This is a genomic window from Streptomyces sp. SID486 (assembly GCF_009865385.1).
In the GTDB taxonomy this organism is placed as follows: Bacteria; Actinomycetota; Actinomycetes; order Streptomycetales; family Streptomycetaceae; genus Streptomyces.
In genome coordinates this window covers 1-11308 of sequence record NZ_WWJT01000787.1, presented here as the reverse complement: position 1 = coordinate 11308, position 11308 = coordinate 1, and the positions used below count along the sequence as shown (strand labels likewise).

The 11308-nt window shown below is 75.5% G+C and carries 11 protein-coding genes; 9 read left to right on the top strand and 2 right to left on the bottom strand.

Features of this window, described 5'->3' with window-relative positions; all coding sequences use genetic code 11:
• The 5 genes from rfaE2 to GT045_RS37000 form a co-directional block, all read left to right on the top strand.
• Positions 1-500, top strand: a 500-nt coding sequence (gene rfaE2 / locus GT045_RS37020; protein ID WP_161336893.1) for a D-glycero-beta-D-manno-heptose 1-phosphate adenylyltransferase, incomplete at its 5' end; no start/stop codon positions are given.
• Positions 501-1007: 507 nt separating this feature from the next.
• Positions 1008-2006, top strand: coding sequence for a glycosyltransferase family 9 protein (locus GT045_RS37015; protein ID WP_345942873.1), 999 nt, complete (start codon positions 1008-1010; stop codon positions 2004-2006).
• Between the two features lie 439 nt (positions 2007-2445).
• Entirely contained in the window at positions 2446-2907 is a 462-nt protein-coding gene (locus GT045_RS37010; protein WP_237539170.1) for an STAS domain-containing protein, read from the top strand.
• Positions 2908-3023: 116 nt separating this feature from the next.
• A complete protein-coding gene (locus tag GT045_RS37005; RefSeq protein ID WP_161298659.1) occupies positions 3024-4304 on the top strand; it encodes an ANTAR domain-containing protein in 1281 nt (426 codons plus the stop codon).
• A 52-nt stretch (positions 4305-4356) separates the two neighbouring features.
• Entirely contained in the window at positions 4357-4812 is a 456-nt protein-coding gene (locus tag GT045_RS37000; RefSeq protein ID WP_161336892.1) for an RpiB/LacA/LacB family sugar-phosphate isomerase, read from the top strand.
• A gap of 43 nt (positions 4813-4855) precedes the next feature.
• Here the strand turns inward: GT045_RS37000 and GT045_RS36995 are convergent, their stop codons facing one another.
• Positions 4856-5230, bottom strand: a complete 375-nt coding sequence (locus GT045_RS36995; protein WP_237539169.1) for a DUF6479 family protein — start codon at positions 5228-5230, stop codon at positions 4856-4858.
• Between the two features lie 158 nt (positions 5231-5388).
• Here GT045_RS36995 and GT045_RS36990 point away from each other — a divergent pair, with 158 nt between their 5' ends.
• The 4 genes from GT045_RS36990 (at position 5389) to GT045_RS36975 (ending at position 9540) form a co-directional block, all read left to right on the top strand.
• The gene (locus tag GT045_RS36990; protein WP_161298661.1) at positions 5389-5763 is read left to right on the top strand and encodes a ferredoxin; all 375 of its coding nucleotides are present in this window, start codon (positions 5389-5391) and stop codon (positions 5761-5763) included.
• A gap of 122 nt (positions 5764-5885) precedes the next feature.
• The gene (locus GT045_RS36985) at positions 5886-7067 is read left to right on the top strand and encodes an acyl-CoA dehydrogenase family protein (protein WP_161298662.1); all 1182 of its coding nucleotides are present in this window, start codon (positions 5886-5888) and stop codon (positions 7065-7067) included.
• Positions 7068-7076: 9 nt separating this feature from the next.
• A complete protein-coding gene (locus GT045_RS36980; protein ID WP_161336891.1) occupies positions 7077-7916 on the top strand; it encodes an oxygenase MpaB family protein in 840 nt (279 codons plus the stop codon).
• A 61-nt stretch (positions 7917-7977) separates the two neighbouring features.
• The gene (locus tag GT045_RS36975) at positions 7978-9540 is read left to right on the top strand and encodes an NAD(P)/FAD-dependent oxidoreductase (protein WP_161336890.1); all 1563 of its coding nucleotides are present in this window, start codon (positions 7978-7980) and stop codon (positions 9538-9540) included.
• Positions 9541-9612: 72 nt separating this feature from the next.
• Here GT045_RS36975 and GT045_RS36970 read toward each other — a convergent pair.
• Positions 9613-11308 (bottom strand): serine hydrolase (locus GT045_RS36970; protein ID WP_237539167.1); only part of this gene is annotated, 1696 nt, incomplete at its 5' end.

The following is an 11308-nucleotide window of genomic DNA, read 5'->3' as shown; positions in this document are numbered from 1 at the left end:
CCGCCGGTGACGGCGACACCACCGCCGACGCCGTGCGCACCGCAGCCCGGGTCAGGGCCGCCGGCGGCACGGTCGTCGCCGCCGGCGGCTGCTTCGACCTGCTGCACGCCGGGCACGTCACCCTGCTCCAGGCCGCCCGCCGGGCCGGCGACTGCCTCGTCGTGTGCGTCAACTCCGACGACTCGGTGCGGCGCCGAAAGGGTGACGGCCGGCCCCTGGTCCCGGCCACCGACCGGGTGCGGGTGCTGCGCGCCCTGGAGTGCGTGGACGCCGTGGCCGTCTTCGACGAGGACACCCCGGAACGCATTCTCGGTGAACTCCGGCCGCACATCTGGGCCAAGGGCGGCGACTACGCCCGGACCCGGCTGCCCGAACAGCCGCTGGTGGAGAGCTGGGGCGGACAGGTCCTGTTGCTGCCCTACCTCGACGGCCGCTCCACCACCGGCCTGGCTCGCCGCGCGGCGACGGCCCCGGCGCCCACCGTGGGACGGCCGACATGAGCACCACACGCTCAGCACGCGGGCGGGGCGTGAGCGGGCCCCTGACGGGAACGGGCGGCCGGGGTGCGTGCCGTCCCCCCGTCCGTCGGCCGCCCGTGAGCGGCGCCACGCACGGGGAACAGGCCCTGCTGACTCCCGGGCGGGCGGCCGCCACCCCTGACCCGCCGGCACCTGCCGCCGCCACCGCGCCACCCTGTGCCTCTGGTCGGCACCAGCCGTCCGCCACCGCACCACCCGTGCCCCCGGGTCGGCACCCGCTGCCCGCCAGTCGGGGTGCGTGCCGTACTCCTGCCCGCGAGACCGCCAGGAGTGGCGCCGGACACGGGGAACACGCCCCGCGGCCCGCCCCGGGCGAGCGGCCGCCGCCAAGCCGCCCGCTCGCCACCGCTCCACCTCATGCCCCCGGCCGACACCCGTCGCCCGCCACCGCTCCACCCCTGACCCGGCCGGCACCCGTCGCCCGCCACCGCGTCACCTCATGCCCCCGCCCACCGGAGGATTCCGTCGGTGATCACCGAGCACGCCACGAACTCCCCGCGCGTACTGGTCCTGCGTGCGCTGGGCCTCGGCGACCTGCTGGCGGGCGTGCCCGCGCTGCGTGGCATCCGCCGGGCCTTCCCCGGCCACCAGCTGGTCCTCGCCCAGCCGCCCGGGCTCAGTGAACTCGCCCTGGCCACCGGGGCCGTCGACGCCGTCCTCGCGGCCGAGGCGCCGGGCCGCGGGGTACCGGACCTGAGCCACTGGAGCGGCCCACCGCCCGACGTGGCCGTCGACCTGCACGGCAACGGTCCCGAGAGCCGCGACGCCCTGGCCGCCCTGCATCCGCGCAGACTGCTCGCCCACGCCTGCCCGGACGGGCCGCCCTGGCTCGGCCACGCCAACGAACGGGACCGCTGGTGCGCCTTCCTGCGCGGGTACGGCATCCCGGCCGACCCCCGCGACCTGCGGCTGCCCCGGCCCGGCACGCCGTCACCGGCTCCGGGCGCGGTCGTGGTGCACCCCGGCGCCGCCTCGGGCTCCCGCCGCTGGCCGGGGGAGCGGTACGCCGCCGTCGTCCGGTGTCTGCGCGCCGCCGGGCACCACGTGGTGCTCACCGGCGGCCCCGGTGAGGACGCCCTTGTCCGTTCGGTCGCCGAACGCGGCGGGCAGCCCGGCCACGACGTGCTGACCGGCGGCATGCCGTTCGGGCAGCTGTCCGCGCTGGTCGCGGAGGCGTCCCTGGTCCTCAGCGGCGACACCGGGCTCGCCCACCTCGCGGTGGCCCACGGCACCCGATCCGTCACCCTGTTCGGGCCGGTCTCCCCGCGCCTGTGGGGGCCGCCCCCCGGCCCGGACCACGTGGCCCTGTGGAAGCCCGGCCCGCCCGGCGACCCGCACGGCCGCACCCCCGACGCCCGCCTGCTGCGCATCGGCACCGGCGAGGTCGCCGCGGTCTGCCTGACCCTCCTGCGGGGTGCCCGGGCCCACTCCCACCCGACCGGACCGCGGGTGGCGCACGCCCACTGACCGGGCCCCGCAGCATCCTTCGGCCGGCCGTGCGGGGCCCCGGGAACGTCATGACCAGCGCCCCCGGCACCAGCCTGCCGTCCGCGGGCGGCAGCGGACCCCGGGCGGCGCGCACGCCACTCCGCAGGGCCCTGCGCGCCGCCCAGCGCAGCAAAGGGCTGCCCAGCACAGCAAAGGGCTGCCCAGCACAGCAAAGGGCCGAGCGCCGCCCAGCGCCCCCGCGGGACCCTGACGGTCGGGCGGCGGCCCAGGCGCGGCTCATCGGCTCACCGGCTCCCTGGCTCCCCGGCTCACCCGCACGGCGGTACGGCGGCGGACCGCCTGCCGGTACGACACACCATGGGCCGTCGTTGCGTCCGGCGTCCGGGGGAGGGCACAGTGAACTCCCGGTCAAGAAGCGGCCGGCCGACCTTCCTCCCCGCCCAGGAAGCCCCGCCCCATGGAAACCGGTCAGCCGTCCCCTCCCGCCCGCGTCCGCCCCGGCGGCCCCGCCCCCCTGCTGCTGCGCACCGCGCGCGAACACCGTCCCGGCCTCGGCGGGGTCAGTGTCCTGGCGGCCCGGGGCACGGTGGACGCCTGCAACGCCGGGCGGTTCACCGAGGCCCTCGCCGACCACCTCGAGCGGACCGGCCAGGCCGGTGATCACGCCGTGCTGGACCTGACCGAGGTGTACATCGCCTGCTCCGCCGCCGACCTCCTGCACCGGGGGACCGGGGGCGGCTGCACCCGCTCCGGCCGCGCCCTGTCCGTCGTACAGCCCCGCCCGCACGTGCGCGAGACCCTGACCGCGGCGGGTCTGCCCGGCGTCCGCCTGCACGCCTGCCTGGACGCCGCCCTGCTCGCCCTGGCGGCCCGAGGACCGGTGCGCGCGGAGCCCGGCACCCACGACCAGGACCGGTAGCCCCGACCGGCGCGGTGGACGGCGCGTTTGAGGACGCGCCACCTACCGTGCATGGTGGTGCCAAGGTCAGGAAGAGGCCGAGCCACTTCCTCGGGACGTCCTGTCTGGGTGATGCGATGAAACCCTCTTCCGGCCGGCCGGCCGCACCCGCTTCGCTCGTCATCGAGTCCTCGGTCGTCGAGGGACTGCCCGCCGAAGGCGCGCTGCTGCTGCGCATGACCGGCAGCCTCGACGCCCACGGCGCACGGGCCTGGTCGGACGAACTGCGCGGCCACCTCCACCAGGCGGACCGCGCCGGACTGCGCCCCGTGCTCGACATGGCCCACGTCCAGCTCGGCGGCGCCGCGGTGCTGCGCACGCTCAGCGAGACGACCCGGGCCCGCACCGGCCGCCCGGACCTGGTCATCGTCCGCGCCCGGCCCGGGGTGCGCGAGGCGGTGCACCTGGCCCGGCTGCCCGGCGTCCAGCTGTACGCGACCCTCGACGAGGCGCTGCGCGAGCTGGCCCGCGCCGCCTCCCGGGTGGAGGAGCTGCCGGCCTGGCGGTCGCAGATGGCCGATCCGCTGCGGCCCTCGTACGAGGACCTGCACAAGGAGGTCCGCGCGCTGCGCGCCAGGGTGCGCACCGCACCGGTGATCGGCATGGCGCAGGGCACGCTCATGGTCCGCTACGGCCTGCCCGACGCCGGCAGCGCGTTCCGGGTGCTCCGCGACGCCTCCCAGCGGTTCAACGTGCCCCTGCGCGTCCTCGTCTCGGCCGTGGTGGTGGCCCGGCCCCCGAGCGGCGAGGCGTGGTTCCCGGGCCGCCGGTGCCTGCCCGTGCCACAGCTGCGGATCCTGGCCCGCGGCGGCCGGGACCCCCGCTACCGGCGGCAGATGATCGACGCCGTGCTGCACGAGGCGCTGGCCATCGGCAAGTCACCCGCCGGATACGTCCAGCTCGTGGACCCGGCCGTGAACGCCCTGGCCCTGGAGACGCACCACGGCTGTGCGGACACGTTCCTCGACCACCTCGCGCGCGGCCGGGGCGAGGGCACCGCCGACGCGGCGGCCCGCGCCCGGGGCCGTCAGGTGAGCGTCCCCGACGTCGCCACCGATCCGCTGCTCTCCGACGAGTGCCGGTGCGCCCTGCTGACGACGGGGGCCCGCGCCGTGCAGAGCATCCCGGTGCTGTCCTCCGCGGGCTCGTGCACCGGTGTGATCAGCCTGCACTGGGCCGGTGCCGGCCATCGCCCGACCGCCGCGCAGGCCGAGGCGTTCGCCCTGCTGGCCGCGGACACCGCGGCCTGGCTGAGCTGGTACCACCGCTCGGTCCTCCTGGACGCCCTCGAACACCTGCACCGGACGCTGACCCGCCCTTCGCGCACCGGACCGGACCCCCAGGGCGTCCGCGCGTGACCATGCCGGGCGGGGGTCCCGGCGGCCGCCGGGCAGGCGTTACGCTCCGGGCATGCGGATCTCCGTCTCCTCCGACATGGACGAACCCGTCGCCCGCCTCCTGGTGGCCGAGCTGCGGCGCCGTGGCCACGACGTCCGGGAGCACGGCGCGCTGCGGCCCGGGGACGACGCCCGGTGGGCGGTCTGCTCACAGGCCGCCGCCCGTGAGGTGGCCGACGGCACGGCCGACCAGGCGGTGGTGTGCTGCTGGACCGGGACGGGCGCGTCCATCGCCGCCAACAAGGTGCCGGGCGTACGCGCGGCCCTGTGCACGGACGCCGCCACGGCCGACGGCGCGCGCCGCTGGAACGACGCCAACGTCCTCGCGCTGAGCCTCCGGCTGGTCTCCGCCCCCGTGCTGACGGAGATCCTCGACGCCTGGTTCACGGCCGAGCCCAGCCAGGACCCGGAGGACGTCCAGAACGTGGCCCGCGTCGGCCGCCTGGACGCCGCCCGAGACATTTCCTAGGGGCGTCACGGCGGTCCGGCGCGGGCCGGGTCGCGGGCCGGGTTCAGTGGGCGCCGAGTCCTCCGCCGCCGAACGAGCCGCTGGAGCCCTTGCTCCAGCGCGGGCGGTCCTTCGACTCCGTCGTGCCCGGCCTGGTGTCCATGTTGCTCAGTTCGTAGGGGGTGAGCGGCCGCTCTCCCTTGGCGGTCCGCGGTACGTCCGACGCCTCCCGGTTGCTCTCCCGGACCTCGTGCACCGGGCCGCCCGGCGGCATCTTCGGCTGCTCGTCGGGGCGGGGGCGCGGGGACTCGCGGTACCTGACGCGGGAGGTCATCCAGAAGCCGCCGGCGAGGAGGGCGAGCACGGCCACGGCCACGACGAACAGAACGAGGCTCATCAGACCACTCGCCGCGGCCAGCTGCATCGATGCAGTGTTCATAGCAGAGGTGTACCCGCGCCTAACGGGATGAACCGGGACAGAACGCCCACAATGGGCGGGATGCTCGGCGGCCGGTGCCGGCGAGGCGGACGGGGACCGGGCTTCGGGTGGTCTCGGCGCGGTGGTTTGTCCCCCGCCGCCCCGGCTACCCGCACGGTGTGACACCGCCGACTTCACAGCAGCAGCTGTACCGGTTCCTGGAGGACCGATTCACCTGTGCCCAGGCGTGCACGGAGTGCGCCCGGGCCTGCGCCGTGCGGGCGAGTCTCGTCGACCCGGACGGCACCGAGCACCAGGAGCGTGTGCGCAGGCTGGGCATCATGTGCGCCGAGGTGTGCGACGCCACCTGCCGGGTGCTGTGCGAGGAGAACCGACAGGACGAACAGGGCATGCGGGTCCGCGTGGAATGGTGCCGCTCGGTCTGCCTGGAATGCGCCCGTGCCTTCGACGGGCACCCCGGTGCCGAGTCGGCCGCGGCCACCTGCCGGGACTGCGCCGACGCCTGCGCGGCCTTCCTGCGAATGCTCGAATGACCCCTCCGCCACCCGGTCGGGGCCCGTGAGCCGAAGTCGCCCGGGCCCCTGCATTCCCAATTTCTGAAACACGTTCTACGGTGTGCGCCGTCAGGACCGCCCTTGGGGAGCCTGGAGGCGCCGTGCACCTCGACCACACGCCCGCACAGCAGCGGCTGCGCACCGAACTGCGCGCCTACTTCGCCGACCTGGTGCCGGACAACGCCTACGCCCGGTACGCCGACCCGGCCGAGCAGAAGCGCTTCTACCGGGAGACCATCCGCCGGCTCGGCGCGGACGGATGGCTCGGCGTCGGCTGGCCAGAGGAGTACGGCGGGCGCGGCATGACGGCGATGGAGCAGTTCATCTTCTTCGACGAGGCCGCGCAGGCGGGCGTACCCCTGCCACTGATGGCGCTCAACACGGTCGGGCCGACGATCATGCGGTACGGCACCGACGAGCAGAAGAGCTACTTCCTGCCCCGCATCCTCTCCGGCGAGATCGACTTCGCGATCGGTTACAGCGAGCCCGACGCCGGCACCGACCTCGCCGCCCTGAAGACCAGGGCCGTACGCGACGGCGGCGGAGAGTACGTGGTCGACGGGCAGAAGATCTGGACGACCAACGGCGACACCGCGGACTGGGTGTGGCTGGCCGTGCGCACCGACCCCGAGGCCCCGCCGCACAAGGGCATCAGCATCCTGCTGGTGCCGACCTCCGACCCCGGTTACTCCTGCACCCTCATCCGCACCCTCGCCTCCCACGACACCACCGCGAGCTACTACGAGAACGTCCGCGTCCCCGTCTCCCGCCGCGTCGGCGCGGAGAACCAGGGCTGGCGGCTGATCACCAACCAGCTCAACCACGAACGCGTCACCCTCGCCGCCCACGGCACCATGGCCGTCCGCGCCCTGCACGACGTCCAGCGCTGGGCCCGCGAGACGAAGCTCGCCGACGGCCGCCGGGTGGCCGACCTGCCCTGGGTGCGCCGGCTGCTGGCCCGCACCCACGTCCGGCTCGACGCGCTCAGACTCCTCAACTGGCAGATGGTCACCGCCGTCCAGGACGGAACGCTCACCCCGCAGGACGCCTCGGCGGTCAAGGTCTACGGCTCCGAGGCCCGCCGGGACGCCTACGCCTGGCTCATGGAGGTCGTCGCCGCGGCCGGCCCGCTGAAGGAGGGCTCGGCCGGCGCCGTCCTGCACGGTGAACTGGAACGCGGTTACCGCTCGGCGGTCATCTTCACCTTCGGCGGCGGCAACAACGAGATCCAGCGCGAGATCATCTCCTGGATCGGCCTGGGGATGCCACGGGTGCGGCGCTAGCCTTCGGGCATGGGCGACCCCGGGCTGTTCACACCGCACTCCGTGACCTGGCAGATGCACGGCGACCCCATGATGTGGGTCGCCGGTGTCCGCGCTCTCTACCTCCAGGCCCTGCACCCGCGCGCGGTCCGCGGGGTGCTGCAGAACTCCGACTTCCGGCGGGACGCCTGGGGGCGGCTGAAGCGCACCGCCGACTTCGTCGGGACGACCACCTACGGCACGAGCGAGGCGGCCGAACGCGCCGGCGCCCGGGTGCGGAAGATCCACGGCATGCTGCGCGCGGCCGACCCGGACACCGGCGAGCGGTACGGCGTGGACGAACCCGAGCTGCTGCTCTGGGTGCACTGCGCGGAGATCGACTCCTATCTGCACGTGCTGCGCCGCTCCGGATACCCGCTCACCGACGCCCAGGCCGACCGGTACACGGCCGAACACCGGGTCAGCGCCCGCCTGGTGGGCCTGGACCCCGAGACCGTACCCGCGAGCCGCGCCGAACTCGCCGCCTACTTCGCGCGCGTGCGGCCCCGGCTGGCCGCGGGACCCGAGGCCCGCACGGTGGACGACTTCCTGCGGCGCCCCCCGGCCCACCCCCTGCTCGTACCGGCGCGCGAGGTGCTGTGGCAGTGGGTGGCCCGGCTGGCGTACGCCTCGCTGCCGCCGTACGCCCACGAGCTGTACGGCAGGCGGGCCCCCGTGCCCGCCGTCGTCACCCGCAGGCTGCGCGCCACCGGCGCCGTGCTGCGGGCGGTACCCGCGCAGGTGCGCTGGCAGCTGCCGCCGAAGCACATCCTGCGCGCCACGGCGAGGCTCGGCCCGTGGGCGCGACCGGCAGCGCACCGGCTGCCGTGACCGTCCGCCGCCCGGGGCCCGGCCGCCTTCCCAGGCCGATCACCACGTGCTACGAAGAACCATGTCCGCGAACGAGGGAACCCGCGCGTACGACGCCGTCATCGTCGGCGGTGGCCACAACGGCCTGGTCGCCGCCGCCTACCTGGCCCGGGCCGGGTGGTCGGTGCTGGTGCTGGAACGGCTGGACCACACCGGCGGCGCGGCCGTCTCCACCCGCCCGTTCGCCGGGGTCGACGCCCGGCTGTCCCGGTACTCCTACCTGGTCAGCCTGCTCCCGCGGAAGATCGTGCGCGACCTCGGGCTGGACTTCCGGGTCCGCTCCCGCACCATCTCCTCGTACACGCCCGTCGAGCGGTCCGGGCGGCCCACCGGGCTCCTCGTCGGCGGCGGTGAACAGCGCACCCGCGCGGCGTTCGCCCGGCTGACCGGCGGCGACCGCGAGTACACGGCCTGGCAGCGGTTCTACGGCAGGACGGCCCAGGTCGCCCAGCGGGTCTTCCCGACGCTCACCGAACCACTGCCCACCCGGGACGAGCTGCGCCGCCGCATCGACGACGAGTCCGCCTGGCGGGCCCTGTTCGAGGAACCCCTCGGCGTCTGCGTGGAGGAGACCTTCGCCGACGACCTGGTCCGGGGCGTCGTCCTCACCGACGGGCTCATCGGCACCTTCGCCGACGCCCACGACCCCTCCCTCGACCAGAACCGGTGCTTCCTCTACCACGTCATCGGCGGCGGGACCGGCGCCTGGGACGTGCCCGTCGGCGGCATGGGCGCGCTGACCGACGCGCTGGCCGGGGCGGCCCGGGCGGCCGGCGCGGTCATCGCGACCGGCCACGAGGCGGTCCGGATCGACACCGGCCGGGACACCGCCGAGGTCGCCTACCGCACACGGGACGGCGAGGGTGCCGCCGCCGCCCGGTACGTCCTGGTCAACGCCTCCCCGCGGGAGCTGGCCGCCCTCACCGGCGACCCGGCGCCCGAACCCGCCGAGGGCGCCCAGCTCAAGGTCAACATGCTGCTCGAACGGCTGCCCCGGCTGCGCGACCCGGACGCCGACCCGCGCGAGGCGTTCGCCGGCACCTTCCACATCGCCGAGGGCTACCGCCAGCTGGCCACCGCCCATGCCCAGGCAGCCGCAGGTGAACTCCCCACCGCCCCGCCCTCGGAGATCTACTGTCACTCCCTGACCGACCCCACCATCCTCGGCCCCGAGCTCGCCGGGCGCGGCTACCAGACGCTGACGCTCTTCGGCCTGCACACGCCGGCCCGGCTCTTCGACCGGGACAACGACGCGGTGCGCGACGAACTGCTGAAGTCGACCCTCGCCCAGCTCGACGCGCACCTCGCCGAACCGCTCGCCGACTGCCTGGCCACCGACGCCGACGGTCGCCCGTGCATCGAGGCCAAGACCCCGCTGGACCTCGAACGGGACCTGCGGCTGCCCGGCGGCAACATCTTCCACCGGGCCCTGTCCTGGCCGTACGCCGGACCGGGCGACGGCCGCTGGGGTGTGGAGACACGGCACGACCGCGTGCTGCTGTGCGGGGCGGGCGCGGTACGCGGCGGCGGCGTGAGCGGGGTGCCGGGGCACAACGCCGCGATGGCGGTGCTGGAGCGGGGCTGACCCTGGACCCCGCGGGGGCCCGGCGCTCCTGGCCGCCGGAACCGCGCGTGCCCGCCCGCGGGCCCGGCCGGCTCAGTCGGCCGAGCGCTGCCAGCCCACCGCCGCGAGCCGGGCCCTGTCCGCCGGACGTGACCCGTCGAACAGCACCCTCCCGCCCGCCTCCACACGCAGGGCGTCGACGTAGGCGCCCCGCCCCACGTACAGCGCGTCGGTGCCGTACCGCCAGCGCAGGGCCAGCCGGGGGCCGGCCGGTACCGCCGCCCGCACCCGGTGCCAGACGCGGCCCGACCAGCCCGTGACCGTGCCCGCCGGGTGCTCTTGTGCCCCCTCGCCGCCGCGGGTGGTGGTGAACGGGACCGGGCTCCAGGTGGCGCCGCCGTCCGTCGAGGACTCCAGGGACAGCACGTCGGACCGGGGCTCGGTGTCCCACCACAGGGCGCAGCGCAGCCGCGCCGGGCCGGCGGAGGTGTCCAGCTCCGGGAGGGTCAGGGTGGCGGCCGTGGCGCTCGCCATGCCCGAGAACCAGGCCGTACGGCCCCGCGCCGGGCGGACCGCCACCGCCCGGGCGAGCCGGTTGCCGGCGGCGACCCGGGGCGCCGAACCGGACCGCCAGGTGCGCACCGGGTGCACCGAGTTGCCGAGGACGACCAGGAACGAGTCGGTCGTGGGGTCGAGCACGAGCGAGGTGCCGGTGAAGCCGGTGTGGCCGGCCGTGCGCGGGGTGGCCATCGCCCCCATGTACCAGTGCTGGTACAGCTCGAAGCCGAGGCCGTGCTCGTCGCCCGGGAAGGCCGTGTTGAAGTCGGTGAACATCAGCTCCACCGACTCGGGCCGCAGGATCCGGGTCCGGCCGTAGGAGCCGCCGTTGAGCAGCGTACGGCCGAGCACCGCGAGGTCCCAGGCGCGGGAGAACACCCCGGCGTGGCCGGCGACCCCGCCCAGGCTGTAGGCGTTCTCGTCGTGGACCTCGCCACACACCAGCCCGCGGTCCAGGCCCGACCACGGCCGGCGCGCGTCCTCGGTGGCCGCGATCCGCGGCTTCCAGGAGGCGGGCGGGTTGTAGCGGGTGCCGTCCAGGCCGAGCGGACCGGTGATCTCCTGGCGCAGCAGCGCGTCCAGCGTGCGGCCGGTGATCTTCTCCAGCACGAGCTGAAGGGAGATCAGGTTGAGGTCGGAGTACAGGTAGGCGGTGCCGGGCGGGTTCAGCGGCGCCTCGTTCCAGATCAGCTCCAGTTTCGCCTCGTACGTCGGTGCTTCGTACAGCGGGATCCAGGCCCGGAATCCCGACGTGTGGGTGAGCAGCTGCCGGACCGTCACCTCCCGCTTGCCCGCACGGCCGAAGTCGGGGAGGTACGAGGCGACCGTCCCGGCGAGGTCCAGCGCACCCCGCTCGATCTGCTGCACGGCCAGCAGCGAGGTGAACAGCTTGGAGACGGAGGCCAGGTCGAACACGGTGTCCCGGGTCGTCGGGAGCTGCCGGGCCGGCGGGAGTTCGACTCCGGTGTCGGTCTTCTCGTCGTACGCGGCGTAGCGCACCGCCATGCCGATCGGCTCGTGCAGCGCCACGGTGCCGCCGCGCCCGGCGAGCAGGACGGCGCCCGCGTACCAGGGGTGCCGGGGGGAGGGGCCGAGGAACGTCTCGGCGTCCGTGACGAGTTGCCGCAGGTGTCCGGGCAGCAGTCCGGCGTGCTCGGGCGAACCGTGCCGCAGGGTGGTGCGGCGCCCGGCGGCGGGTGCCGCGGCGGCCGGGCCCGCCGGGAGCGCGCCG

Bases quoted from the DNA above. Each gene is read 5' to 3' on its own strand.
- GT045_RS36975 (WP_161336890.1), top strand. From the start codon at position 7,978: ATGTCCGCGAACGAGGGAACCCGCGCGTACGACGCCGTCATCGTCGGC.
- GT045_RS37010 (WP_237539170.1), top strand. From the start codon at position 2,446: ATGGAAACCGGTCAGCCGTCCCCTCCCGCCCGCGTCCGCCCCGGCGGC.
- GT045_RS36980 (WP_161336891.1), top strand. From the start codon at position 7,077: ATGGGCGACCCCGGGCTGTTCACACCGCACTCCGTGACCTGGCAGATG.
- GT045_RS37005 (WP_161298659.1), top strand. From the start codon at position 3,024: ATGAAACCCTCTTCCGGCCGGCCGGCCGCACCCGCTTCGCTCGTCATC.
- GT045_RS37000 (WP_161336892.1), top strand. From the start codon at position 4,357: ATGCGGATCTCCGTCTCCTCCGACATGGACGAACCCGTCGCCCGCCTC.
- GT045_RS36995 (WP_237539169.1), bottom strand. From the start codon at position 5,230: ATGAACACTGCATCGATGCAGCTGGCCGCGGCGAGTGGTCTGATGAGC.